The sequence below is a fragment of the Novosphingobium sp. G106 genome (assembly GCF_019075875.1).
Taxonomy (GTDB): Bacteria; Pseudomonadota; Alphaproteobacteria; order Sphingomonadales; family Sphingomonadaceae; genus Novosphingobium.
The window spans coordinates 3,609,326-3,634,362 of sequence record NZ_JAHOOZ010000001.1 but is presented as its reverse complement, the minus strand read 5'-3'; the positions used below and the strand labels follow the sequence as shown (position 1 = coordinate 3,634,362).

General features: G+C 65.2%; 22 protein-coding genes. 16 read left to right on the top strand and 6 right to left on the bottom strand.

Annotated features, from left to right (window positions below; genetic code table 11):
• Positions 1–78 precede the first annotated feature (78 nt).
• The 6 genes from KRR38_RS17375 to KRR38_RS17350 all read left to right on the top strand — a co-directional run bounded on the left by KRR38_RS17375 (position 79) and on the right by KRR38_RS17350 (position 7,562).
• Positions 79–1,245 (top strand): sulfotransferase, encoded by a 1,167-nt coding sequence (locus tag KRR38_RS17375; protein WP_217403932.1) that lies wholly within the window; start codon positions 79–81, stop codon positions 1,243–1,245.
• A 2-nt stretch (positions 1,246–1,247) separates the two neighbouring features.
• Positions 1,248–2,264 (top strand): hypothetical protein, encoded by a 1,017-nt coding sequence (locus tag KRR38_RS17370; RefSeq protein ID WP_217403930.1) that lies wholly within the window; start codon positions 1,248–1,250, stop codon positions 2,262–2,264.
• Complete coding sequence (locus tag KRR38_RS17365) at positions 2,261–3,013, top strand: SDR family NAD(P)-dependent oxidoreductase (RefSeq protein WP_217403928.1); 753 nt, start codon at positions 2,261–2,263, stop codon at positions 3,011–3,013. The genes KRR38_RS17370 and KRR38_RS17365 overlap by 4 nt, the downstream gene beginning before the upstream one ends.
• Before the next feature lie 46 nt (positions 3,014–3,059).
• Entirely contained in the window at positions 3,060–3,707 is a 648-nt protein-coding gene (locus KRR38_RS17360; RefSeq protein ID WP_217403926.1) for a M23 family metallopeptidase, read from the top strand.
• Between the two features lie 16 nt (positions 3,708–3,723).
• Complete coding sequence (locus KRR38_RS17355; RefSeq protein WP_217403924.1) at positions 3,724–4,053, top strand: hypothetical protein; 330 nt, start codon at positions 3,724–3,726, stop codon at positions 4,051–4,053.
• A 101-nt stretch (positions 4,054–4,154) separates the two neighbouring features.
• Complete coding sequence (locus tag KRR38_RS17350; RefSeq protein WP_217403922.1) at positions 4,155–7,562, top strand: glycosyltransferase; 3,408 nt, start codon at positions 4,155–4,157, stop codon at positions 7,560–7,562.
• Between the two features lie 3 nt (positions 7,563–7,565).
• Here KRR38_RS17350 and KRR38_RS17345 read toward each other — a convergent pair whose 3' ends face one another.
• Complete coding sequence (locus KRR38_RS17345) at positions 7,566–7,982, bottom strand: response regulator (protein ID WP_217403920.1); 417 nt, start codon at positions 7,980–7,982, stop codon at positions 7,566–7,568.
• A gap of 127 nt (positions 7,983–8,109) precedes the next feature.
• Between KRR38_RS17345 and KRR38_RS17340 the strand changes: the two genes are divergently transcribed.
• From KRR38_RS17340 to KRR38_RS17300, 9 genes are all read left to right on the top strand, one after another.
• Positions 8,110–8,931, top strand: a complete 822-nt coding sequence (locus KRR38_RS17340; protein ID WP_217403918.1) for an SDR family NAD(P)-dependent oxidoreductase — start codon at positions 8,110–8,112, stop codon at positions 8,929–8,931.
• A gap of 29 nt (positions 8,932–8,960) precedes the next feature.
• On the top strand, positions 8,961–9,179 hold the full coding sequence (locus KRR38_RS17335) for an SDR family NAD(P)-dependent oxidoreductase (RefSeq protein ID WP_217403915.1): 219 nt from the start codon (positions 8,961–8,963) through the stop codon (positions 9,177–9,179).
• The gene (locus KRR38_RS17330) at positions 9,176–9,718 is read left to right on the top strand and encodes an SDR family NAD(P)-dependent oxidoreductase (protein ID WP_254514853.1); all 543 of its coding nucleotides are present in this window, start codon (positions 9,176–9,178) and stop codon (positions 9,716–9,718) included. The genes KRR38_RS17335 and KRR38_RS17330 overlap by 4 nt, the downstream gene beginning before the upstream one ends.
• A gap of 74 nt (positions 9,719–9,792) precedes the next feature.
• Entirely contained in the window at positions 9,793–10,062 is a 270-nt protein-coding gene (locus KRR38_RS17325; RefSeq protein ID WP_217403910.1) for a GlsB/YeaQ/YmgE family stress response membrane protein, read from the top strand.
• Positions 10,063–10,496: 434 nt separating this feature from the next.
• Complete coding sequence (locus KRR38_RS17320; RefSeq protein ID WP_254514852.1) at positions 10,497–10,751, top strand: helix-turn-helix domain-containing protein; 255 nt, start codon at positions 10,497–10,499, stop codon at positions 10,749–10,751.
• 181 nt (positions 10,752–10,932) lie between these two features.
• A complete protein-coding gene (locus KRR38_RS17315; protein ID WP_217403906.1) occupies positions 10,933–11,541 on the top strand; it encodes a hypothetical protein in 609 nt (202 codons plus the stop codon).
• Between the two features lie 254 nt (positions 11,542–11,795).
• Positions 11,796–15,002: a calcium-binding protein gene (locus KRR38_RS17310; RefSeq protein WP_217403904.1), complete on the top strand. Its 3,207-nt coding sequence runs from the start codon at positions 11,796–11,798 to the stop codon at positions 15,000–15,002.
• A gap of 180 nt (positions 15,003–15,182) precedes the next feature.
• Positions 15,183–16,460, top strand: a complete 1,278-nt coding sequence (locus KRR38_RS17305) for a cytochrome P450 (protein WP_217403902.1) — start codon at positions 15,183–15,185, stop codon at positions 16,458–16,460.
• Positions 16,461–16,564: 104 nt separating this feature from the next.
• Complete coding sequence (locus KRR38_RS17300; protein WP_217403900.1) at positions 16,565–16,858, top strand: hypothetical protein; 294 nt, start codon at positions 16,565–16,567, stop codon at positions 16,856–16,858.
• A gap of 53 nt (positions 16,859–16,911) precedes the next feature.
• Here the strand turns inward: KRR38_RS17300 and KRR38_RS17295 are convergent, their stop codons facing one another.
• The 5 genes from KRR38_RS17295 to KRR38_RS17275 form a co-directional block, all read right to left on the bottom strand.
• Positions 16,912–17,166 carry a helix-turn-helix domain-containing protein gene (locus KRR38_RS17295; protein WP_217403898.1) on the bottom strand — a complete coding sequence of 85 codons (255 nt, stop codon included), beginning with the start codon at positions 17,164–17,166 and terminating at the stop codon, positions 16,912–16,914.
• A 239-nt stretch (positions 17,167–17,405) separates the two neighbouring features.
• Positions 17,406–17,993: a TetR/AcrR family transcriptional regulator gene (locus KRR38_RS17290; RefSeq protein ID WP_217403896.1), complete on the bottom strand. Its 588-nt coding sequence runs from the start codon at positions 17,991–17,993 to the stop codon at positions 17,406–17,408.
• Between the two features lie 138 nt (positions 17,994–18,131).
• The gene (locus tag KRR38_RS17285) at positions 18,132–20,804 is read right to left on the bottom strand and encodes a TonB-dependent receptor (RefSeq protein WP_217403894.1); all 2,673 of its coding nucleotides are present in this window, start codon (positions 20,802–20,804) and stop codon (positions 18,132–18,134) included.
• 390 nt (positions 20,805–21,194) lie between these two features.
• Positions 21,195–21,731 carry a peptide deformylase gene (def, locus tag KRR38_RS17280; RefSeq protein ID WP_217403892.1) on the bottom strand — a complete coding sequence of 179 codons (537 nt, stop codon included), beginning with the start codon at positions 21,729–21,731 and terminating at the stop codon, positions 21,195–21,197.
• Positions 21,732–21,851: 120 nt separating this feature from the next.
• Positions 21,852–23,720, bottom strand: a complete 1,869-nt coding sequence (locus KRR38_RS17275) for an arylsulfatase (protein WP_217403890.1) — start codon at positions 23,718–23,720, stop codon at positions 21,852–21,854.
• Positions 23,721–24,075: 355 nt separating this feature from the next.
• On the opposite strand from KRR38_RS17275, the gene KRR38_RS17270 reads away from it, so the two are divergent.
• Entirely contained in the window at positions 24,076–24,987 is a 912-nt protein-coding gene (locus KRR38_RS17270; RefSeq protein WP_217407308.1) for a formylglycine-generating enzyme family protein, read from the top strand.
• Positions 24,988–25,037 lie beyond the last annotated feature (50 nt).

The following is a 25,037-nucleotide window of genomic DNA, read 5'->3' as shown; positions in this document are numbered from 1 at the left end:
GGGCGAAGCCGGTCCGCATTGCCGAGGCTGGTACCCTGTGCCTAAGCTTGCCGGATAAGAGATACCGGGAGATATCAGATGCTCGATGCCGCCGCGATCATAGCCGGGGCCGAAGACAAGGTCGGGATATCGGACGGCGATCCGGCCGTCGGGAGCAACCTGGCGCGGCTGGCCGAAGCGCTGGCCGACACCGGCAACCTCTCCGCCGAAGGCGAGGCGATGACCCGGCACCTGTTCGGCCAAGACCAGGTCAATCGCCTCGAAGGCCAGAAATGGGTGCAGGATCATCCCGAGATCGCCGACGAGAAGATCGAGGCGCCGGTCTTCCTGATGGGCCTGCCGCGATCGGGCACGACCTATTTCCAGTACCTGTTCGATCGCGATGAGCGTTTCCGGTTGATCCGTACCTGGGAATCGATGTCACCCAATCCGCCGCCGGGGTTCGATCCGGAATCGGCGCAGCGCCGCCGCAAGGAATGGGCCGCGCGGCGCCAGCCGACTTTCGAGGGCTTCGACGCGCTGCATCTTTACGACGAGGACGGCTCGGACGAATGCCACGCTTTTCTCCAGCAGTCCTATGGCGCGGCCGGGCTCAACAACCTGTTCCGCGTGCCCGGCTACTTCGATTACCTGCTCGACGAGCTCGACATGGTCGAGACCTACAAGGTCCACAAGCGCCAGCTCCAGCTCCTGCAATGGATGTCGCCGACGAAGCCCTGGGCGCTCAAGTATCCGAACCACGTCATCGCGATGGACGAGATCCTGGAGGTCTATCCCGATGCGCGTTTCGTCATGACGCACCGCGATCCGGTGCAGACGCTCGCCTCGATCTGCAAGATGACGTTCAACCTGCGCAAGATGCGCGCGGTCGACGTCGATCCGCACGAAGTCGGGCGCAACATGCGCCATTTCATCCAGCGGCATATCGACCGGATCATGGAATTCGACCGCGCCCCGAACGGCAGCCGGGTGGTCCACGTCGACTATTACACCCTGATCGAGAACCCGGTGGCCGAGATGCGCCGGATCCACGCCGGCATCGGTATCGACACGCCCGATGCGATCGCAAAGTCGGTCGGCGACTGGCACCGCGACAATCCCAAGAACGCGCGCGGCAAGAACGAATACACGATCGAGCAGTGGGGGCTGGTCGACAGCGAGATTGCCGAGCAGTTCGGCGACTACATGCTCCGCTTCGATATCCCGCGCGAGAGCGAAGGCCTCGCCCGCACGGCGGCGGTCTGACCATGAGCTGGGATGCGGTGAACATCGCGATTGCCACGGCGCGCGCCGAAGTCGCGGCGGCGGCGCCCGATGCGGCGACGGCGGTCGAAGGCGATGCCTATGTCATGCGCATCCTGACGACCTGTCTCAGCGATGCCTTCCTCGGTCACCTGATGACCGAAGGCGGCTTCTCGCGCGCGCTGCCGACGCGCGGCGGGCCGAACCCCGACTACCGCATGGCTTTCGCCGGGCTCGACCCGGCGCGACGCTATAGGCTCGAAGGCTGGCTGCGCGATTCCGAGCGCGTCGGCATCGGCACCTATGTGTTCGGTCCGGGCGGCTCTTCGGACATCTCCGCTTATGCCGCCTTCCACGCGGGGAACGTGGGTGAGGGCGGCCATTTCGCGCTCGACATCGCCGCCGATGCGACAGGCCCTGGCAGCCTGCCGATCCTGCCCGGTGCGCGCTCGATCCTCGTGCGAGTGCTCCACCGCGACCCGCAGGGCGAGCCGGCGCGGCTGGTGCTGACCGGTGGTCCCGCGGTGCGCGATCTGACCCTGGCGCAGGGCAATACCGAAGCCGCGCTCGGCCAGGTCGCGGCGGCGCTTGTCGGCTCGATCCGCACTTTCCTCGAATGGAGCGCGGTGACCAGCGCGGCGGCGAACGGCTTTCATGCCGAAACGCCGCAGATGCAGCAGGGCGTGCAGGGCGATCCCGACACGATCTATTATCTCGGCTCCTACGCATTGGCCGAGGGCGAGCACCTCGAAGTGACGGTCCCCGCGGGCATACCCGGCTACTGGTCGCTCCATGCCTACAACCACTGGTGCGAATCGCTTCCCGGTGCAGGCATCGGCGACAATGCCTGTGTGACCGAACCCGATGGATCGATCCGCATGGCGATTGGCCCCCAGCCTGACGGCGACGCACCCAACCGCATCGACACATTGGGCCGCCGCCGTGGCGCACTGATCTTTCGTGCAATCGGTGCCGGTTCGGTCGCAGTGCCGCAGACCTCGTCGAGAAGGGATAGAGAATGAGCGAAACACCGCAGCGCGTCGCCCTGGTCACGGGCGCGGCAAGGGGGCTCGGCAAGGCGATCGCGCAGGTTCTGGCGCGGCAGGGCGTGGCGCTGATGCTCATCGACGTGCTGGCCGATCGGCTCGAGGAGACCCGTGCCGAACTCGAAGCCGCCGGGGTACGCGCGGCGGCCTTTCCCGCCGACATCTCGCAACGCGCCAACTGCGTCGCCGCAGTCGAGGCGGCAGTGGCGGCCTATGGCCGGCTTGACGTGCTGGTCAACGCGGCGGGCCTGATGCGGTTCAACCATGCGGTCGAGGTGCCCGAGGACGAGTTCTGGAAGATCATGCAGGTCAATGCCGCCGCACCGTTCTGGTTCGCCCAGGCGGCGATCCCGCACCTGCTGGAAGCGCAAGGGAACATCGTCAACGTGCTGTCGCAGAGCGCGCTGATCGGCACCGCCTATATCGTGCCCTATTCGATGTCGAAGGCGGCGCTGCTGCAGCTGACCAAGTCGCTGGCGCTCGAATATGCCGACAAGCCGATCCGCATCAACGCGGTCGCGCCGGGGGGCATGATGACCGAGATCAGCGAGGCGACGCGGCCGCCCGCCGATGCCGATTTCGCCAAGATTGTGCGCTATTCGGGGCTGCGCCCACCCACGGACGCGGCCGAGGTCGCCGAAGTCGTCGGCTTCATCTCGTCGCCCGCGGCGAGTGCGGTCCACGGCGCGATCTGGACAGCGGACGGCGGCGTGACTGCCGGTTAGGCTTTTCGAATTGCGCCGGGCAGGCTAGATCGGCCCGCGAAGCTGCATGCTGGACGAGACTTTGCTGGTGCCTTTGGTCGCTCGATTGACGAAATTCGTGGTTCTCGGCGCGCTTCTCGCGCCGGCCGTGGCTTCTGCCGAAGTGGTGCCCGAGGCGAAGGTGCCGGCGCCGCAGGGAGAAGAACAGGACGCTGCGGCCTTCGCCAAGCTGTTCAAGTCGTGGAAGGCGGCCGACCACGGTTCCACGCTCGCTCCGGCCATGCGCGCGAGCCCGAACCGCCGCGCCCTGGCCGCGACATCCGAAGCTACACGCCGCTCGGTTGGCGGCGGGGTGCTGACCAGCGGGTTCGGCATGCGGGAGCATCCCTTGCTGGGGGTGGAGCGGCTGCACCTCGGCGTCGATCTTGCGGCTCCCAGGGGCACGCCGGTCTATGCGACGGCAGACGGTATCGTCGGCTCGGCGGGCATCCGCGGCGGCTATGGCCTGTCGATTTCGATCGAGCACGCGGGTGGCATGGAAACCCGCTTCGGCCACCTGTCGCGGCTCAACGTCGTCGCGGGGCAGCGCGTGCGTAAGGGCGAGTTGATCGGCCTCGTTGGCTCGACCGGCCTTTCGACCGGACCCCACCTGCATTACGAGACCCGGCTCAATGGCCGGCCGGTCAATCCAATGAACTACATGGGCCGGAAATGATCAGCGGAGAGGTTTGATGGGCAAGTACGCGATGGTCGCCTATTCGAAGGCGCTGCCGGGCCGCGAGGCGGAATTCAACCAGTGGTACGACACCGTCCACTATCCGGAAATCTGCGCGATCCCCGGCGTGATCTCCGGCCGCCGGTTCGAGAGCACGCCCGTTGGCATGGGACCCGACTTCGCGCCCTATCTGGCTGTCTACGAGATCGAAGTCGAAAACCCGTCCGACATCCTCGTCGAAATGGGCAAGCGGCAGGCGGCGGGCCAGATGACGATGACGGATTCGATCGATCATTCGGTGACCAGCCTGCGCTTCTATGCGCAGCACGAGATTGCGGGAGCCTAGGTTTTCCGCCAATTTCGGTACCTTCATACGGTCATGGTTAAGGGATCATTAGCCAATATTGCCTAGGGCGCGGCTCGTATCGAACCAGCAGCGGCGGGCGTGTGGACTTCCAGATTTTTCACGACCCGAGCGGTCGGCGCGCGGTGCGCGTCCGCACGGCGGTTTGGTTTATCGGCATTGCCGCGGTTCTTGCCGCTGCGATCTTGCTCGCCGAGGTTCTGTTCCTCGAACGCCGAGCTGCGCCGAGCTTTTCCGACTTCCCGAAGACCGAGCAACTGAAGTCGGTCGCGACGTCGGACGCCATCTCGGATTCCAAGCCTGGTGCGTGGCTCCCCGCCCATGCCGCGACGCCGGTGGGGACTGGCTCGGCGAAGGCCGAGCGCTACGGCTTCTACATGCCGTGGGACGAGGCCGGGCAGGCCTCGCTCGCCGCTCATGTCGGCGATCTCGATTGGGTCGCCGCCGGCCTCGCGACGGTGCACGGGCCCGGTCATACTTGGAGCTTCGAGCGCGACGACCATCTTCGCCAGATTCTCGACGGCCAGGGCAGGGCCAAGCTCCTCCTGATGATCCAGAACGTCGACGGCGAGGGGCATTGGGAGGGTCGCAACAGCGAGCGGCTGTTTGCCGATCCGGCGGCGCGGCGGCGGTTCATCGCCCAGATCGAGAAGACCGTCGCCAGCGAAAGTGCGGCGGGCATCGTCCTCGACATCGAAGACCTGCCGACGAGCGCGCACGGCGGTTATCGTGCCTTCCTTGGGGAGATCCACGGGCGTTTCGCCAAGCGCGGCCTGCTCGTGACCATCGCCGCACCGGTCGCCGATAGCACCTGGGACCTCGCCGCCTATGCCGCGGTTACCGATCGCATCTTCCTCATGGCCTACGACGAGCACTGGCCGGGCGGTGAGCCGGGCCCGATCGCCTCGCAGCCGTGGTTCGCGCAGACTGTTGCGGCGGCGGTGAAAGAGATCGGGCCGGACAAGGCAATCGTTGCGCTGGGCAACTATGCCTATGACTGGGGCACCGGCAGGGCCGCGCCCGCCACCGTGCCGCAGGCCTGGGAAAAGGCCGTGGCCGCAGGCGTCCGCCCGGCTTTCGATCCGGCGACCGGCAACAGCCATTTCGCCTACGAGGAGAACGGCGTCCGCCATCAGGTCTGGATGCTCGACGCGATTGCGAGCTGGAATCAGCTCCAGGTCGCCCGTCAGCTCGGCGCGGGCGGCGTCGCGCTCTGGCGCCTCGGTAGCGAGGACCCCGGCTTCTGGGCCGCGCTCGCCGCGCCGCAGGGCAGCGCCCCGCAGATCGAGCACCTGCCTAGTCAGGACACCGTCGAACTGATCGGCAATGGCGAGGTCCTGCGTCTCGCCAGCGCGGCGCAGCCCGGCAGGCGCGAGGCAGTCCCCGGCAGCGACAGCCTGATCCGCAGCGCCAGCTATGATGCGCTGCCCACTGCCAACCTGGTCCAGCGCGCCGGCCACAATCGCCGCCTCGTCGCACTCACTTTCGACGACGGCCCCGATACGCGCTGGACGCCACAGATTCTCGACATCCTCAAGCGCGCGAAAGCGCCGGCGACCTTCTTCGTCACCGGAGTGAATGCCCTGGGCGAACCCGCGCTGCTGCGCCGGATCATCGACGAGGGCTCGGAGCTCGGCAACCATTCGACCACTCACGCCGATCTCGACCGCCTGCCCGAAGCCGCGATTCAGCTCGAGCTCAACACCACACAGCGACTCGTCGAGAGCTATACCGGCCGCTCGATGCGCCTGTTTCGCGCGCCCTATCTGGGCGACGCCGAGCCCAGCACGCAGGCCGAACTGCGCTCGGCGCGCGTCGCCGCGGACATGGGCTATCTCTCGGTCGGCCTGAACGTCGATCCGCTCGACTGGACCCAGACCGACGCGCGCTCGATCGTCGCCAAGACCGTGGCGCAGGTCGAATCGGGCAATGCCCAGCGCTCGACCCAGATCGTGCTGCTGCACGACAGCGGCGGCGACCGCAGCGCCACGATCGCCGCGCTGCCCGAAATCATCCGCGAACTGCGCGCGCGCGGTTACGACTTCGTCACAGTCTCGCGCCTGGCCGGGCTCGACCGCGATGCCGTCATGCCGCCGCTCAAAGGCACGCAGCAGGTCGTCGCCGACGGTGCGGGCACGCTGTTCGCCGGGCTTTCGGGCGGCGGCAAGTTCCTCGGCGTGCTTTTCCTGATCGCCATAGCGCTGGGCATTACCCGCGCCGTCGTCCTCACCGTGCTCGCCTGCCGCGCTGCCTGCCGGCACAGCGCGCCCAATCCGCCCGCGCATCTCGTGCCGAGTTTCGTTTCCGTGCTGATCCCCGCCTTCAACGAGGAAATGGTGATCGAAACCTCGGTGCGCCGCATTCTCCAGAGCCAGGGGCCGCGCGTCGAGGTGATCGTCATCGACGACGGCTCGGCCGACCAGACATCGGCGATTGTCCGCCGCGCTTTCGGCATCGATCCGCGCGTCACGTTGCTGACGATCGAGAACGGCGGCAAGGCACGCGCGCTCAATCACGGCCTCAGGATCGCCAAGGGCGACGTCGTCATCGCGCTCGATGCCGATACCCAGTTCGAGCCCGACACGATCGCCAAGCTCGCGCGCTGGTTCGCCGATCCGGCGATCGGCGCGGTCGCGGGCAACGCCAAGATCGGCAACCGGATCAATCTCGTCACGCGCTGGCAGGCGGTCGAATATATCACCGCACAGGGGCTGGAGCGTCGCGCACTGTCCGCGCTCGACGCGATCACCGTCGTCCCCGGCGCGGTCGGCGCCTGGCGCCGCACTGCGCTGGATATGGTCGGCGGCTATCCGGCCGATACGCTGGCCGAGGATCAGGACCTGACCATCGCGATCCAGCGAGCCGGCTGGAAGGTCGCCTGCGATGTCGATGCGATCGCTTGGACCGAAGCGCCCGAGACCTTTCGCGCGCTGTTCAAGCAGCGCTATCGCTGGGCCTTTGGCACGCTCCAGTGCCTGTGGAAGCACCGTGCCGCGCTGGTCTCGGGCCAGCCTCGCGGCCTCGCGCGCTTCGGCATGCCGCAGGCCTGGCTGTTCCAGATCGGCTTCAGCCTGATCTCGCCGATCATCGATCTCGCGCTCGTCGCCAGCCTGGTCGACACGGGCCTGCGCCTGCTCAACCACGGTTTCGGTGCGATGCGCGGAGACGTGCTGACGATCCTCGGCTTCTGGTCGGCTTTCACCGCGATCGACCTCGCCTGCGGGTGGATCGCCTATCGCCTCGACGGGCGCGAGAAGCACTTCCCCGCGCTGCGCCTGCTGCTCCAGCGCTTCGGCTATCGCCAGTTGCTCTATGCCGTCGTGCTCAAGGCTGTCTTCGCCGCGCTTGGAGGACCGCGGGTGGGCTGGGGCAAGCTCGAACGCAGCGGCCAGGTGATGATGGACGATGCCGCGCCCAAGCCCGAGGCCATCGAAGCGGCCGAGCACATCGCGCGACCGGGGATCGTCGTGATCCCAAGCCTCGCAGCCTGAGCGTCAGTTGGAGGCCAGGAGGCCTTCCAGCACCTGTTCGAGATGCTCCGATGAAAACGGCTTGGTGATGAGCGGGACGCCCGGATAGTGGCGGGCGAGTTCTTCCGCAGGGTTCGCGCTCGCGAATGCAAAGGGAATCCCTCGCCGGATCAACTCGTCCGCCACAGATGAGCTCGGTTGACCTTCGATCTTCACATCGAGGATCGCGGCATCGACCTCGTTTTCAGCCAACAGAGCGAGCGCCTCGGGCAGGCGTTCGGCAGGGCCTATCACCCGGCCATTCATGGCGTCGAGCATGCCGACGACAAGCTGGCCGATCGCCGGCTGTTCCTCGAGAATGAGTATGCGCTCGTGGTTCAGAGTCTTCATGGCGCCTCCGCGCAGGTCTCGTGCGCCAATATGAAACGCGTGAACAGCCAAAAAGCCTCAACCGGTGCTTCGATTCTCGATGATCAGAAGGCCGTTTGGTGCGGCAGGCCTGGCGCGCTATCGTGTAGCGCAAGCGGAGAGCCGGCATTGCCGACCGTCCGAACCTGAGGGAGAGCTTATGGATCTGCAGTTGAGCGGCAAGCGCGCGCTCGTTACGGGAAGCAGCTCGGGGATCGGCCGCGCCATCGCCCAGGTCCTTGCCGGAGAGGGCGTCGCCGTAGCGGTGCATGGCCGCAACGCGAAGCGGACGAACGAGACCGTCGAGGCGGTCCGCGCCGCGGGCGGCACGGCACATGCCGTACTGGGCGATCTCGCGACGCAGGACGGCGCTGATGCGGTCATCGCCAGCGTGCACGAAAGCCTCGGCGGGGTCGACATCCTGGTCAACAATATCGGCGGCAACGAGGCTGCGGGCGGCGGGCTGAACGGCTGGTTCAACGACACGCCCGAAGTCTGGGCCGGCGCCATGCAGCAGAACCTGATCGCGCCGGTCCGGATGATCCACGCTTTCGTTCCGGCGATGCGCGAGCGGGGCTGGGGCCGCGTGATCAATATTTCGAGCGGCGGCGGAAGCCAGCCGACGCCCCAGGCCGCGGCCTATTGCGCGGCGAAGGCGGCGGTCAACAACCTGACCGTCAGCCTGTCGGTCGATCTCGCCCGTTCGGGCGTGACCGTGAACACGGTCAGCCCGGGTTGCACGCGCACGAAGATGTTCGAGGGCACGCTCAAGTCGATCGGCGATGCGAAGGACTGGCCCGACGATCTCGACGCGCGCGAACGGGCCTTCATGGACCTGGGGCTCTTCGCCTGCTCGTCGGTGCGCTATGGCCGGCCCGATGAGGTCGGGACGCTTGTTGCCTTCCTCGCCAGCCCGCATTCCGGCTTCGTGAATGGCGCGAACTACCGGATCGATGGAGGCCAGGTGCAATCGGTCAATTGACCGCGGACGTGTTGGGAAAGGATCGAACGATGCGACAGCTCGAAGGCAAGGTATGTCTGATCACCGGCGCGGGCGGCGGTTTGGGCAGGGCCTGCGCCCGGCTTTTCGCGCGCGAGGGCGCCAATGTCTTGATTGCCGACATCGATGCGGCCGCCGGCGAAGACGCGGCCGCGGAGATCGGTGCGCTGGGGTGGAAGCGGCGTTCGTCCGGGCCGATGTCGGCAAAGCCGCCGATGCGCGCGCCATGATCGAGTTTGCCAAGGATCGCTTCGGCGGGCTGGACTTCGCTGTGAACAATGCGATGCGCAGTCTCGGAGTCAGGCCGTTGGCCGAGATCGATCCCGAAGACTGGGATGCCGTCATGGCGGTCAACATGACCGGCGTGTTCCTCTGCATGAAGTACGAGATCGCGGCGATGCTGGAGCGGGGCGGCGGTGCGATCGTAAATATCGGCTCGGGCAACCACTATTCCGCCGAGCCGGGTCTCTCCTGGTATCTTGCCGCGAAACAGGCGGTCTATTCGATGACCAAGGTGGCCGCGGTCGAGTATGCGACGCAGGGAATCCGGGTCAACGCCGTCGCACCCGGCCCGATGTGGACGCCGGCGCTTCGCAAGGTCGCCGCGGAGGACGCGAGCCACGTCGCGCGGCGGTCCGCGCGGGTTCCGCTGGGGCGCATCGCCGAACCGGAAGAGGTCGCGGAGGCCGTGCTCTGGCTTTGCTCACCCGCCGCTTCGTTCGTCGTCGGCCATACGCTGGCGGCCGATGGCGGCTATGTCCTGAAGTAATCGAAGGGGCGCCGGATCCGGGAACAAAAGAGACCGCTCAGCCATTTATCGGTCAGATAATTGGAGAGACTGTCATGGGCCTTATCATTCTTCTCGTCGTCGGCGGCGTCATTGGCTGGCTCGCCAGCATGGTCATGCGCACCGACGCGCAGCAGGGCATCCTGCTCAACATCGTCGTGGGCATCGTCGGCGCGATTCTTGCCGGTGTCGTGCTCAATCCGCTGATCGGCGGCGGCAATATCATGTCGGGAAGCTTCAACGCTTCGTCGCTGCTGGTATCGTTCCTCGGCGCCGTCGTCCTGCTCGCGATCGTGAACCTCTTCCGTCGCGGTTCGATGCGTTAAAGTCGGAGTTGCAAGCTGCCGGCACGCGCGGCTTGCAGCATCCCCGGAAGGCGCGTCGCTTCAATGCGGCGCGCCTTTTTAGTTGTCACATGATCAGGATGCCCAGGACAAACAGCAATATTCCCAAAATCCCGATTGCCGTTCGGCGGCCCAGATGCTCGACTTCGCTCTCCAGCGCCGCTTAGATCGCGATGCAGACCCCAAAAGCCGCGAAACCCATTCCAACCAGATGCATAGAGCCCTCACGCACATAAGACGCTGCGGCGCGGCGTTGTGCACATTGAAAATTCCCAACATCGGAACTCGCCGTTTCGGTGCGTGTTCAGCCTATGACCGAGCCCCTGCATTGCCCCGCAATCGGGCACGGTCACCGCAAGCGCCCCGGTCCTGGTACTGCGGGATCGGGGCGTAATTTTCCGCGTTTGGAGGCCCAAATGGCTGGATCGGTGAAGCATAACGAACTCGCGGCGGTGTCAGAGGCATCGGTCACCGCCACTCAAAAATCGGGCGTGATGATCCTGGCGCCCGATGGCAATGTCCGCACGCTGATGGAGATCGAGGCCGATCTAATCCACCTTGCCGTCAGTATCTATGGCGGGTCCGTGTCCAAGGCCGCTCGCCGTCTCGGTATCGGCCGCTCCACGCTTTACCGGAAGCTCGACACGGCCCAGATCGGCAGTTCCTGCTGACCCCAGCTTCATTGCGGTATCACCTGCCTAGCCTCCGCCTGCTGATCTGGAGGCCTCTTGGTCTCAGCCAGAAGGCTTTCTGGCCAGTTAGATAGGCGCGTCTGCAATCGCAGAGTTGACTCCGGAGCGGCGCTGTTCAATGTCCCGCGCGGATTTCTGTCCCATTTTGGGAGGGTGCTGGGTGGTTGAAGAGAATAAGACCGGCAAAGTTGAAGCCGACGATATGCGGGATACGATCAAGGCTACGATTGCTAGGGACCGCAAGGTCAGTGCGGGTCAAGCCAGGGGCGCGACGTCTCAAACCGCCGGCAGCATCGAGCCGGTCGATGACGACGCGCCGCTCGTCACGGCCGACGCCTGCACTTCGATAGGCGACTCCCTGGCGGCTCTCACCCGAGTGGCCAAGGTCGGCCCTTCGCCCCAGGCATCCGCCCCGGAGATGGACATGAATGCAATCATGGCAAATCTTTCCGTTCGTCCGCTCTCGGAGATCGAGCAGGACCTGCGCGCCGTCGAGGCGGAATTCGCCGATGCAGAGACGCGCCGCCGGCAAGCCGAGGCCGATGCCCGGTCCGCGCTCGACGGCATCGACAAATACCAGGCCGAGATCGACGCTGCGATCGGCCTGCTGCGCCAGAATGGCCCGGCGGGATCGCTCTGGCATCGCGAAACGGAGCGGCCTGACACTGTCCTCACGCTGAAGGACGAGGTGCCCGCAAGTCCGCCGGGCCTCGGAAGCGGCAGCAAGCCTTATGTCCGGCCTGCCTTCAATTTCGGTGCCGAACGCTAGGTCCCGTTACCCGAAGCTGAGGCAGCTTCATCCGAAATGGATGTAAATGACGCGCGTCGGCGACTGCGCGAATGCCATTTCTTGGCCTGTGATCGCGAAGTGTAATCCGTCAGTCATTGTTACTCCGCAGTAAACGCGCGCAACGGTACTCGGCATCGCCTTCCGGCGATGCCGTTCTGTTGTCTTTCCGAAATGAATATCGGATTCTGCTCAGTTATGGGCAGGAAATGGGTCGCGTCAAAAAGGGGAAAATCATGGCTCTTGGTATGGGTTCTATCGCTTTTGTTGGCTTCAACGCAGATGGCGCCGACAATCTTGCTTTTGTTGTGCTTGAGCCGATCGCGGCTGGCACTGTCATACACTTCACTGACAACGAATGGACTGGAAGCGCCTTCAACACCGGCGAGTCCACTTGGAGCTGGACGGCGACCTCCGACATCGCCGCGGGCTCGGTCGTGAGCCTGGACTCGCTCGCGAGCGGCACGGCGACCAGCAATCTCGGCACGATCGCCTTCTCTGAGACGACGCAGCGTGACATCTCGATCTCCGACGAGATCGTCTATGCCTATGTCGGCACGCCGACGGCGCCGACCGCTTTCCTCGCCGCCGTGTCCAACGACGCGCTGACCACCGGCGCGACGCTCAGCGGCACCGGCCTGGTCGCCGGCCAGACCGCGCTTACGCTGACCGCCAAGGACGCGGATGCCGACATCGCCCAGTACACCGGCGTCACGACCGGACGGCCGTCCTATGCAGACTACCTGACCTTCATCAACAACCCGGCGAACTGGACGACGCAGGACGCGAGCGGCAACCAGGATCATGACGGCATCGCGCCCGACGTGCCCTTCACCGTCCCGGCGCTGACGATCGATCCGACCGCCCAGCTCGTGAACTTCGCCGCCAGCTCGCTGAACGTCACCCAGGCCGAAGGCAACAGCGGCGTCACCCTGTACTCGTTTACGGTCGAGCGGAGCCTCACAGCCGGCGACCTCACCTTCTCGGGCACGATCGGCGGCACGACCGACGGCGTGGACTTCGGCGGCTCCAAGCCGCTGACCTTCACCGGCGTCATCGCCGACGGCGCGACCTCGGCGACGGTGACCATCGCCATCACGAGCGACATCACGTTCGAGATCGACGAGACCGTGATCCTGACGCTCACCTCCGCGCAGAACCGCGCCGCCAGCGCGCTGCTCGGAACGAGCCTGGTCCGGACCGTGACGCTGACGAACGACGATCCCTATACGATCCACAACGGTGAACTGGTCACCGGCGCCATCACCGTGCCGGCCGGACAGGCCCTCATCGTCGAGCAGGGCGGTGCGATCCAGGGCGATGTCATCCTCAACAATCCCGGCGTACTGCCTTCGGTCGTCAACAGCGGCACGATGAAGTCGGCTGCCCAGGCGATCCAGATCGGCAATTCCAACGCGCTCGATTTCACTGGCGGCATCACCATCGTCAACAATGCTGGCGCTCTGATCGAGGGCGGCACCCGCGGCATGCGGGCCACGGCCGACTTCCACGGCTCGACCGTCACGATAGACAATGCCGGCACGATCCGCGGCGTGAGCGACAACGCGCTGCGCCTGGATGACGCGCTCAACGGCAAGTTCGTCGTCAACAACGCGGCCGGCGGCCTGATCGAAACGATCGCGGCGGGCTCGGACGTCCTGCGCGTCGGGAACAACACCACGATCAACAACGCCGGCACGATCCGGAACGGACCCGACCTCCCCAACGCCAGCCGCGCCGGTGACGGCGTCGACTTCAAGGCCAGCACGGGCGGCGTCCTGCACAACCTGGCCGGCGGCTATATCGAAGCCTCGCGCCATGCCGTGACCGGCGAGCGCGGCCTGACCGTGATCAACGATCTCGGCGGCCTCATGGTCGGCCGCAATGGCTCGGCCGTGAACATGGACAACGACTCCAGCGTCGCGAACACCGTGTTCGTCACCAACCACGGCGTGATGCGCGGCGAATCTGCGCACTATGCCGACAGCGACGGCGACGCGATCGACACCGACGGCCTGGCGGTGATCGACAACTACGGCACGATCGAAGGCCTCGGCCACAACGGCTACCACGACGGTGAGCCGAACGTGTCCGAAGGCATCGCGATCGGCGGCGGCGTGATCAACAACTACGCCGGCGGCACGATCTACGGCTACGGCCGCGCCATCGAGATCGACAACAGCAGCAACGGCCCCGCCTTCGCCGCGACAACCGTCTACAACGAAGGCCTGATCAAGGGCGACGGCCAGGCGCCGACCGAAGTGACGCAGGCGGAAATCGATCTATTCGTGGCCCGCATCAAGGGCGGCGAGGCGATCAACTTCCTCGGCGACTTCGACGACACGGTCACCAATGCCGCGACCGGCCAGATCATCGGCGGCACGAAGATGGGCGGCGGCGTCGACAGCTTCATCAACAACGGTACGGTCACCGCGACCGGCGGCTCGGCCGTGGACACGGGCGACGGTAACGACAGCGTCACCAACGATGGCACGATCACCGGCAGCGTCCTCCTTGGCACCGGCAACGACCTGTTGCACAACGCCGGCAAGATCACCGGCACGATCGACGGCGGCGACGGCATCGACACAGCGGTCTATGAAGATGGTGCGGTCAAGGTCGACCTGCTTCTCGGCACTGCCAGCCATGGTGGCCGCATCGACACGCTTGTCGGCTTCGAGAACGTCACGACCGGTGCGGGTGCCGACCAGATCAATGGCTCCGATCTGGCGAACGTGCTCGACGGCGGTGCGGGTGACGACAAGATCAACGGCAATGGCGGCGACGACCTGCTTATCGGCGGTCTTGGCCGCGACACGTTGAACGGCGGCGCGGGCATCGATACGGCCAGCTATGAAAACGCGTCGTCGTCGGTCGCTGCGGATCTCAGCACCAAGAAGGGCACGTTCGGCGAGGCGATCGGCGACAAGTACGTCGGCATCGAGAACCTGACCGGGTCGGCCCACGACGATGCGCTGTTCGGCGACAACTTCGCCAACGTCCTCTCCGGCGGCGCGGGCAACGACCACCTCGAAGGCTTGCTCGGCAACGACACGCTGAACGGCGGCGCCGGCGACGATCTGCTGATCGGCGGTACCGGTGTGGACCTGCTGAGCGGCGGTGAAGGCGCCGACACCTTCGTCTTCGCCAAGGCAGACAGCGGCAAGACGCTCGACAAGGCCGACACGATCCTCGACTTTGTCTCAGGCCTCGACAAGATCGACCTCTCGGCGATCGACGCCAATGCCAAGACGGCCGACGTGTTCGAGCACTTCAGCTTCATCGGCAGCGCCGCTTTCAGCAAGGTTGCGGGGCAGCTTCACTACGAAGTGAGCGGTTCGGACGTGATCGTCAGCGGGGACTTCAACGGCGATGCCAAGGCGGACTTCATGATCCAGCTTCACGGGATCAGCAGCCTGTCGGCCGGCGACTTTATCCTCTGATCCTCTAATCCTCTGACCAAGGCGAGGCGCCCGTTCCACCCGGAGCGGGCGCTTCATCCTTGGTGCTGTGCATTTGTTCAAAATAGGCCCTTGGCAGCGCCGCGCCGTTCGCATACCCAGCTCGCTAAGGATTTGGTCAGCAAAGGCTCAAATCCGGGAGAGAGTCAGGAGAGCTGCGCGATGGCAAAAGGTTTCGAAGAGCCGGATTTCTTTACCGATCACGCGGTGCTGCTCGATCCTTATGAAGCCCTCGACTCCGTTCGAGCGGAAGCCCGGGTCCGCCAGATGGAGAGCCACGACTTCGTCATGGTCACCGGCTTTGCAGAGGCGACCAAGGTGCTGCTGGACGGCGAGCACTTCTCGTCGATCATCTCCGCCGCGGGCCCGACCGCGCCCCTGCCCTTCGAGCCCGCAGGCGACGACATCACCGACCAGATCGCCGCGCATCGCGACCAGTTCGTTGGCCACGAGACGTTCCTGTCGCTCGACGGAGCCGATCATTCCGCTTGGCGCGCGCTGGTCAACCGGCTGTTCACCCCGTCGCGGCTGAAGTCCAACGAGGCCTACATGCATGACCTTGCCGATCGCATGGTGCGCGAGGTCGTGGCCAAGGGCCACTGCGAGTTGATGCACGAACTCGCCACGCCTTACGTCACCTACGTCATCGCCGACCTGCTCGGCGTGCCCGAAGAGGCGCGCCAGGAGATCACCGAGATCCTCGCCGCGGCGCCGCTGCCTGGCGCGGTCGACGATGCCGACGCTGGCGCCTCCCTCCAGCCGATCGCCGAGAAGGTCGCGCCGATGTTCGCCGGCTGGATCATCGACCGGCGCGCCAACCCGCGCGAGGACGTGATGACCGAACTCGCCACCGCGACCCTGCCCAACGGCACGACCCCCAGCGTCGAGGAACTGGTGATGCTCGCCATCTTCCTGTTCGCCGCCGGGCAGGATACCAGTGCCAAGCTGGTCGGCAATTCGGCGCTGCTACTGGCGGAGAATGTCGAGCTGCAGAACCAGCTGCGCGCCGACCGCAGCCTGATCGCGCCATTCCTTGAAGAGATGCTGCGGATGCAGGGATCGTCCAAGGTGACCCACCGCCTGACCAGCAAGAGCACCCGCATCGGCGACATGGAAGTGCCGGCGGGCAAGAAGGTCGTGATATCGATTGCCGGCGCCGATCGCGATCCGAACCGCTGGGAAGATCCCAACACGTTCAAGATCGGGCGCCCTCGGATCAGGGAACACCTGGCTTTCGGTCGCGGCGCACACACCTGCATCGGCAACCCGCTCGCCCGCGCCGAAGTGCGCGTCCTGTTCGAGCGCTTCGTCGAGCATACCTCGGGCATGACGGTGTCCGATGCGGAGCACGGCCCGGCCGGTAACCGCCAGTTCGACTACGAACCGAGCTACATCGTTCGCGGGCTGACCAGCCTCCATGTCAAGCTGACGCCCGCGTAAAGACTGCACGCCCCTCGGAACAATTTGGCTGCAAAAGACATTTTGCAGTTCGGGACCGGACCTGACGCGTCTCGCATTCCCGTAAAAATGGAGGGGAAATCCATATGAAGCGTTTGATCATGTGCGTTGCCGCCGTCGCGGCGATCTCGCTCGGCGGCTGCGGCAAGAAGGACAGCCAGGAAGCCGTCGAAGCAAGTTCGGAAGCGGCCGTTGCCGCCGACACCGCAAGCCAGGCCGCCGGCGATGCTGCCGCTGCCGCCAGCGAAGCGGCGATGGCGCCGGCCGGAGCGGCCAAGGAAGCGGCTGGCGATAAGGCCGCCGCAGCCGGCGAAGCCGCCGAGCATGCCGGCGACAAGGCCGAGGCGGCCGGCGACAAGGCCAAGGACGCGGCTCACTAAGCTGCGCCGGGAACCCGGGCGAGTGGACCCGCCCGGGTTCTATCCCGTTATTGCTACCCCGCTATCGCCGGATCGCCGCCCACCCGCGCTGCTATGTCGCGAAAGGCTGGACCGATGCTGAAGCGCTTCTCTTCATCGCGTGTGAGATAGTTGTCGCGCACCAGCGCCAGCAGGATTCCGTGCGCAGTCGCGCGGCTCACGCTAGAAAGGCGGACGACTTCCGCGAAAGAGAAGGACTGGCCGGGCGCGGAGGCGATCACGTTCAACACCGCCATCATGCGGCAAACGCCGGCTGAATATCTCGACATCTGGAAGCGCCTCTTCCTTCCGCTGGATTCGCAACCGAAAGCCTTGTGCCTGCGGGCACGGCGCGGCGCATTCCGCAGACCGGCGGGCATGTCAATTTGCCCGATGGGCCTTGGCGGCCGCGGTCAAATCTGGAGGGAAATCCGATCAATTCCTAACGAAGAATCGCAGAAATGAGGGGCTATAATTGATCAGCCGTTCACAAATGTGCCCCTCACGAATAAGGCCGACAGAGCAGAAATCAGGAGTGATCCGACTGCAACGCCTCGTCGCTCTCGTCGACGATCGCCTGCAATACCTGACTGAGCGTCTTCGCTGCATGTCGCCGCGCGGACGCGGTTTCGTCGGTCAGGACATATCTGGACTGGATCACATAGCCCATCGTCATCGAAAGGATCGACATCGCCCTGGCCCTCGCGCGGGGCGGGCCGAGCCAGGCTGCCGTCTGGCCGACGAGGTAGTCGCGCACGATGCGCCGCGTGATCGCCAGCGCTTCGGGATCACCGATGGACTGCGCGATCATGGCGGGTATGCGGATGTCGGCGCTGGGATCGTCGAGATGCCGGACGAGGGTGCGGCCGAACCGCGAGCGCGATCCCACAGGCACCACGTTGATTCTCATCGCTTCGATGAAAGCCGCCTCGAAGAGGCCGGCCTTGGTGCCGAAGTAGCTGATGACGAGCGAGGATGCGACGCCCGCTGCTTCGGCGACATCGCGAAGGCCCGTTTGCGCGTAGCCGGCATCGACGAAGGAACGCTGGGCGGCGGCAATGATCTTGGAACGGGTAACCGCTGGATTTCTGGGTTTCGATCGCGGGTCGCGCTCCATGGACAGGGCATAATCCTCGCCCGGGTAACTCGCAACTAACGCTTATGATCAACTGTTCACGAAGTAGCGGCATCGTCGCCACGATGCCGCCACACCGAAATGACGCCCGCGATAGTACCGTCGCGGGCGTCCTGGTCTTTACCGGCCGAAGGTGTAGCGCAGGCGCACACCGTAGAAGCGCGGTTGGTTCGGGATGATTTCGGCAATGCCGCCCGAAACCCAGTTCCCGGTGTTGGCAACGTTGTACTTTTCCTTCGTGAGGTTGGTCACGAAGAGCGAGAGGTCGATCGGCGAACCCGCCACCGAGCGCCAGTCGAGGTTGAGGTTGATCAGGTTGGTGGCGGGGGTGAAGCCCAGCGGAACGCCATTGACGAAGCCCGGGACCGAGCCGTCGTTGATGTAGCTCGACTGATGCACCCAGGTCGCAGCCAGTTCGATCTTGCCGATCGATTCATCCACCGGGAGGGTGATGGTCGGCGTGATGCTGAACTTGTGCTTCGGCGAGAGCACGAAGGCCGAACCCACCGAGACGTTCGGCGTGATCGAAGCGAACGGCGTGCCGATCAGGAGCTGGCCGAGCGGCGAGGCGTCTCCCTGCAGCGCGCGCGGCGCGACTTCCTTAACCCGCGTGTTCAAGTAGGTGTAGCCGAAGGCGACGCGGAAGATGTCGCCGAAGCCCAGCGAACCGTCGGCCTCGAAGCCGTAGATCCGCGACTTGCCTGCATTGACGATCGCATTGCCGCCCGCGACGCCCGCCGCTGCGGCAGCCGGCGTGGCAACGAGGCCGGCGAAGACCTGCTGGTTGCTCAGGTTGTTATAGAAGCCGGCGAGGTTCAGGTAGCCGTTCACCGCACCGCGGAAGCTGGCTTTTGCGCCGACTTCGAACGAGTCCAGCTTTTCCGGGTTCCACAGCTCGACGCCCGGGTTGGTGAAGTTCACGCCGCCCTGGCGATAGCCGCGGGCATATTTGGCGTAGAACATCAGGTCGCGCGAGGGCTTGTAGTCAAGGTTGATGACCCAAGTCGGTTCGCTCGACTTGTTGGTCAGGTTGGTGATGCAGACGTCACGGTTGAGCGCCGGAGCCGCCAGACCCTGGGCCGCGAGGGCTGCCGGGCCATGCCGGAACGAGTCGGTGCAGGCGCGGGCGATCTGGCGGCCGCTGATCGGATCGAGGAACAGCGGGCCGGTGCCGGCGTTGGCCGTCAGGCCGGCGCGGGTGCCGTTGCTGAGACCGACGATCTTGTCGAAGGTGTAACGGATGCCGCCGGTCAGCGAGAGCTGCTCGGTCAGCTTGTAGGTGGCCTGGCCAAAGATGCCGTGGTTGTCGAAATTGAGCTTGGTGCTCGATTCCGAAATCGAGCCGATCAGCAGCGGGTTGTTGCAGGTGATCGTCTCGGGGCGGTCGCAATCGAAGAAGATGCCGGTGCGGCCTTGGCTGTAGCCGAGCGGACGGCTGAACTCGAGATAGCCGCCGAGGACGAAGTTCAGACGGTCATAGCTGCCCTGGATCTGGAATTCGTTGGTGAAAGTACTCTGCGCCGAGTTGTAGGTGTTCGCGCCGGCCGTATCTAGCACGATGCGGTTGTAGGGCTGGCCGCCCGCGAGCACGACGTTGGGCAACTGCGGGCTCAGGCGCCGCGCCGCGAAGCCCGTCGTGGGCTGTCCGTTCAGTCCGATGCCGGTGTCGATCGAGGGCACGACGAAGTTCGAGCTGCCGAGGTCGAAGTTGGCGCGTTCGCGGAATTCGCCGTAGCTGGCGATGTTCTTGAGCGTGATATTGTCACCCGCGCGCCAGGTGGTCGTGTTGATCACCTGCCACTGCTGAATCTTCAGGAACGGGTTCTTGTTGCGCGTCTCGATGTCGTAGAAGCCGTCGCCGCGCGCGGTCGTGCGGGCGAGTTGGGTAGCACAGGAAAGCGCCTGGAGGTGGCGCGTGCCGCTGTAGCCGGGCGTGCCCAGGTTGACGTTTAGCGGGCCATCGGGCGAGTCCGGTGTCGCGCAGCCGACCACCTTCGAGGCATAGCCGCGGGTATTCGAATCGCTGTAGTGGAAGACCGTGTAGTTCTCGAGGTCCGGCGTAAGGTCGGCGACGATGCTGAGGCGCGCGTACCAGTAGTTGACGTTGTTGTAGTCTTCGGGGCCGACGCCCGAGAGGTTGTGGAGGACGCCGTCGCGCTTGTTCCGCTCGGCGGCGATGCGCACCTTGAAGGTATCGGCCAGAGGGATGTTGATCGCGCCCTGAAGGCGCATCTGGTCATAGTTGCCGTAGGTGCCCTCAAGGTAGCCGCCGAGTTCGCTGGTCGGCTTGGCCGGGGTCAGCAGGACCGCACCGCCGGTGGTGTTGCGGCCGAACAGGGTGCCCTGCGGGCCCTTCAGCACCTGGACGTTCTGCAGGTCGGTGAAGGCGCCGGCGCCCACGGTGTTGCCCGAGGTCGTGCCGCCCTGCGCGCGCACGCCAACGACTTCGGCGAAATAGACGCCGACGGTCGGGGCGGTCGCCGAATCCTGGTTGAAGCCGCGAATGTTGAAGTTGGCCTTCTCGGGGCCGTAACGCTCGTTGACCGACAGGGACGGCGTGTAGACTGCAAGGTCGGTCGCGACCGCGATGTTCTTCTGGGTCAGTGCCTGCTGGTTGAACACGGTGATCGAGACCGGCACGTCCTGCAGGCGCTGCTCGACGCGCTGTGCGGTCACGATGATGTCGCCGGTGGCGGCGTCGCTGTCGGCTTCCTGGGCCAGCGCCGGATGCGCGGCCATCGCCAGGAAGGCGGCGCCCAGGATCAGGCTCTGCTTCGTAAGTCGGTTAGTCATGTTGTCATTCTCCCTGTAGAAACACACGATTTTGGCGCCCGCCCGCGAGAGCAGCGCGCATGGGTTCGTCCGCGGAAACGGGGTCATCCCGATCCGCCGCGACGGATATTCACTGGATTGGTTCGCCGCCCTTTCCCGCCCGCCAGCCACACGCGACAACGCCCGGCAAATGCCGGGCGTGGCCCTGTTCCTGGCAATCATCCGCACTCCGTTCGCCTTGGGCATCGCGCCAAGCGAATCGTTTATGCCTCAATTCTAAATGAGCGACTGATCATAAGGAAGCCGCACTCTGCCGCAGAACGTGACTGAGAAAGTAAATCCCCTAGACTCATGCTGTCACAGTTATGAACGATTGTTCACTAGTGTGACGGGTATGTGTCCGGCTGGTGTCTAGCTTTCGACCACGGTCGCCGCGCTTTCGGGCAACAGCGCCTCGATGAAGCCGAACTTCGTCATGTCGGTGATGCGCTGCGGGTAGAGCACGCCGTTCAGGTGGTCGAATTCGTGCTGGAACACGCGCGCGTGGAATCCGGCCACCTCGCGGACGAGTTCGGTGCCGTCCTCCAGCGTGCCGCCGTAGCGGACCCGTGCGGCGCGCGGGACGAGGCCGCGCATGCCGGGCACGGAAAGGCATCCTTCCCAGCCTTCTTCGATATCGTCGGTCAGCGCTTCGAGCCAGGGATTGATCAGCGTGGTGACCGGCACTCCCGCTTCGTCCGGATAGCGTGGATTGGCCTCGAAGCCGAAGATCATCAGGCGCAGGTCGATGCCGATCTGCGGGGCGGCGAGGCCCACGCCGTTCGCCGCATGCATGGTCTCGTACATGTCGGCGATGATGCTCTTAAGCTCGGGCGCGTGGATGTCCTCGACCGGCTTCGCGACGCGCAGGAGTCGCGGATCGCCCATTTTCAGAATGTCCCGGATCATCGCGATCTCCGCTTTGCGGGCCGCTTATAGCCCATCTGTCTGGCCGAATGCACGGCAGCAACGAAGCGGCAGCAGTTTCCGGAGAGGGATGCCGGATCATCCCCCTCCGGACGTTGCGCCCTACTGCGCTGGGCGTGGATGCTGCGTGAGCTTGTCGAGCGCTTCCTGCCCCGTCGCGCCGCCCTGCGTGCGGTGAATGCGGCCGCTGCGCACGTCGTCCCAGGTGATCAATGGATAGAGGTTGTGCGTCTGGGCTTCTTTCTCGAACAGGGCCCGCAGTTCGGCGACCTTCTCGGGGTACCGCTTCGCCAGGTTCAGGCGCTCGGTAAAGTCCTCGTTCAGGTTGTAGAGTTCCCAGGCGTTCTCGTCGAACGGCTTGGCGCCACCCGGGCTGTCGGCGATCACGCGGTTGGGGAAGGGCAGCGCGGCCTTCCATCCGTCGTGGTAGATCGCGCGCGACCCGAAGATGTAATAGTACTGCGTCTGGTGCCGCGACGGCGCCTTGGCGTCGGTGATCGAATAGGCGAGCGAGATGCCTTCGACCGGCTGCTGCTGCAGCCCACGGATGCGGTCGGGGGTCTTCAATCCGACCAGATCGAGCGTGGTCGGCAGGATGTCGATCACGTGGCCGTACTGGGTACGGATCGTACCGCCGCCCTTGATCGTTTTGGGATAGGAGATGATCAGCGGGTTGCGCGTGCCGCCCTCGCTGTTGGCGTCGGACTTCCACAGCCGGAACGGCGTGTTCGCCGCCTGGGCCCAGCCGAGCGGATAGTTGCCCTCGACCGCCGCGGGCGTGCCGAGCTCGCCGATCTTCGCCAGGTTGTAGGCCACATTCTCCTGGTAGCTGAGCGGCTTCGAGGTGATGGTCCGGTCGACGTCGCCGTTGAGCGTGCCCTCCTTGCTCGCGCCGTTGTCGCCGACGATCACGACGAACAGCGTGTTGTCGTACTGATTTGTTGCCTTCAGGTGCTCGACCAGCCGGCCGATCTCGTGGTCGGTATAGGTCAGGTAGCCGGCATAGACTTCCATGAAGCGCGCATAGAGCTTCTTCTCGTCGGGCGAGAGCGAGGACCAGGCGGCAATCGTCGGGTCACGATCGGGCAGGACGGCATTGGCCGGGATGATGCCCTGCCGCTTCTGCTGGGCGAAGACCTGCTGGCGATAGACGTCCCAGCCTGCGTCGAACTTGCCCTTGTAGCGGTCGCTCCATTCGGCCGCGACCTGGTGCGGCGCATGGGTCGCGCCCGGCGCGTAGTAGAGGAAGAAGGGCTTGTTCGGCGCCGCCTTCTTCTGGGTGTCGATATAGCCGATGGCCTTGTCGGTGATCTGCTCGCTGAGGTGCCGGCCATCGGGCTTGGCATGGGCCTGATCTTCGATCAGGTCGGGCTTGTACTGGTCAGTCTGCGAGCCCAGGAAGCCGAAGAAGTGCTCGAAACCCTTGCCCGTCGGCCAGCGGTCGAAGGGGCCGGCATCGGTCGCGTCCTCGTCGGGCGTGAGGCCGTACTTGCCTACGCCAAAGGTGTTGTAGCCCCCGTCGCGCAGGATCTCGGCGATCGTGCCGGCCGTGGAAGGGATGCGGCCGTCCCAGCCAGGAAAGCCGGCCGAAAGCGGAATGTGCGAAAAGCCGGCCTCGTGCACCGAGGAACTGTTCCGGCCGGTCAGCAACGCTGCACGCGTCGGGGCGCAGATCGCGGTCGTATGGAAATTGGTATAGCGCAGGCCCTGCTGCGCCAGGGTTTCCAGCACGGGCGTGCTGACGCCGCCACCGAAGGCGCTCGAAGCGCCGAAGCCGACGTCGTCGAGCAGTATCCAGACGACGTTCGGAGCCCCGGCCGGTGCCCGCGCCGGTTCCGGCCACCATTCCTTTGATTCGGCCAGAGTCCGGCCGACTGTGCCCTGGTAGGGCTGCTGCTGCGCCTGGGCCTGCCCGATCATCGCGGCCGGCGACAACAAGGCGGTCATCGCGATCAAAACCTTGCGCTTCACTTTTTCGTCCCTTCTGATTTCGAACGACTGAAGGATCTGGCGATTGCCACAGGAGTTCCGCACGAAAAAGCGGAAGGTGACCAGCGGGCAGGATCGCCATCCAGAATGGAAGGAGGGTCCGGGCGTGGTCGCCTTGGACGAGGCGTCGGAGCCGCTCTGCCGGCTCGTGACGAAACTCAAGTTATTTGATTGAGTTTGACTGTCAACCGAAGTTTTGGTTGTCATGCCGGTAGCGATCCTCTGCCGACTTTGCGCGAACTGCGGCGCAGACAGCGAGCTTTGGACCTGAGGCAGGGTGCATGAGCCGATGACGATAGCGAGGGCCGCCGAAGCAGAAACTAGCCTGCGCATGGGCATGATCGCCGTGCCCGGCGGGGCCTTTTCGATGGGCTCCGACCGCTTCTATCCCGAGGAAGCGCCGGTGCGGCGCGTGTCGGTCGATCCGTTCTGGATCGACGAGACGCCGGTGACCAACGACCAGTTCGCCGCTTTCGCCCAAGCGACCGGCCATGTCACTTTCGCCGAGATCGCGCCCGATCCCAAGGACTATCCCGGCATGGACCCCGCGCTGGCGCAGCCGGGTTCGGCCGTGTTCGAGATGACGCGTGGGCCGGTCGATACGTCCGTACCGAGCTGGTGGGACTTCCGCATCGGCGCGTCCTGGCGCGCGCCGACCGGGCCGGGCAGCTCGATCGAGGCCATCGGCGACCATCCCGTCGTTCACATCGCCTATGCCGATGCCGAGGCCTATGCCGCCTGGGCGGGCAAGGCGCTGCCGACCGAGGCCGAGTGGGAATTCGCCGCGCGCGGCGGGCTCGACGGCGCGGACTATGCCTGGGGCAGCGAGCTGGCGCCCGACGGCGCGATGCTGGCGAACTACTGGCAGGGGCTGTTCCCTTTCGCCAACCAGCTGACCGACGGCTACCTGCGCACTTCGCCGGTGCGGACCTATCCGGCCAACGGCTACGGCCTCTACGACATGATCGCCAATGTCTGGGAGTGGACCAGCGACTGGTTCGCCCAGCCGAAGCTGGAGCGCAAGGCGAAGGGATCGTGCTGCGTGCCGGCCAATCCGCGTGGCGGCACGCGCGGGGGCTCGATCGTACGACCCGGCCCCGGCGCCGTTCCGCGCAAGGTGCTCAAGGGCGGCTCGCACCTCTGCGCCGAGAACTACTGCCAGCGCTATCGCCCCGCTGCGCGTTATGCTCAGCCGATCGACACCTCGACCGGCCACGTCGGTTTCCGCTGCGTGGTTCGCGGTGGATAGCGGACGTCCGCAGCGGGTGTTACTGGCCCGCGCGCAATCAACTCAGGAAT

Coding starts and splice junctions, on each gene's coding strand:
- KRR38_RS17310 (WP_217403904.1), top strand. CDS start 11,796: ATGGCTCTTGGTATGGGTTCTATCGCTTTTGTTGGCTTCAACGCAGAT.
- KRR38_RS17295 (WP_217403898.1), bottom strand. CDS start 17,166: ATGTCGAGATATTCAGCCGGCGTTTGCCGCATGATGGCGGTGTTGAAC.
- KRR38_RS17300 (WP_217403900.1), top strand. CDS start 16,565: ATGAAGCGTTTGATCATGTGCGTTGCCGCCGTCGCGGCGATCTCGCTC.
- KRR38_RS17335 (WP_217403915.1), top strand. CDS start 8,961: ATGCGACAGCTCGAAGGCAAGGTATGTCTGATCACCGGCGCGGGCGGC.
- KRR38_RS17330 (WP_254514853.1), top strand. CDS start 9,176: ATGATCGAGTTTGCCAAGGATCGCTTCGGCGGGCTGGACTTCGCTGTG.
- KRR38_RS17360 (WP_217403926.1), top strand. CDS start 3,060: ATGCTGGACGAGACTTTGCTGGTGCCTTTGGTCGCTCGATTGACGAAA.
- KRR38_RS17285 (WP_217403894.1), bottom strand. CDS start 20,804: ATGACTAACCGACTTACGAAGCAGAGCCTGATCCTGGGCGCCGCCTTC.
- KRR38_RS17375 (WP_217403932.1), top strand. CDS start 79: ATGCTCGATGCCGCCGCGATCATAGCCGGGGCCGAAGACAAGGTCGGG.
- KRR38_RS17355 (WP_217403924.1), top strand. CDS start 3,724: ATGGGCAAGTACGCGATGGTCGCCTATTCGAAGGCGCTGCCGGGCCGC.
- KRR38_RS17325 (WP_217403910.1), top strand. CDS start 9,793: ATGGGCCTTATCATTCTTCTCGTCGTCGGCGGCGTCATTGGCTGGCTC.
- KRR38_RS17270 (WP_217407308.1), top strand. CDS start 24,076: ATGATCGCCGTGCCCGGCGGGGCCTTTTCGATGGGCTCCGACCGCTTC.
- KRR38_RS17320 (WP_254514852.1), top strand. CDS start 10,497: ATGGCTGGATCGGTGAAGCATAACGAACTCGCGGCGGTGTCAGAGGCA.
- KRR38_RS17290 (WP_217403896.1), bottom strand. CDS start 17,993: ATGGAGCGCGACCCGCGATCGAAACCCAGAAATCCAGCGGTTACCCGT.
- KRR38_RS17305 (WP_217403902.1), top strand. CDS start 15,183: ATGGCAAAAGGTTTCGAAGAGCCGGATTTCTTTACCGATCACGCGGTG.
- KRR38_RS17365 (WP_217403928.1), top strand. CDS start 2,261: ATGAGCGAAACACCGCAGCGCGTCGCCCTGGTCACGGGCGCGGCAAGG.
- KRR38_RS17370 (WP_217403930.1), top strand. CDS start 1,248: ATGAGCTGGGATGCGGTGAACATCGCGATTGCCACGGCGCGCGCCGAA.
- def (WP_217403892.1), bottom strand. CDS start 21,731: ATGATCCGGGACATTCTGAAAATGGGCGATCCGCGACTCCTGCGCGTC.
- KRR38_RS17340 (WP_217403918.1), top strand. CDS start 8,110: ATGGATCTGCAGTTGAGCGGCAAGCGCGCGCTCGTTACGGGAAGCAGC.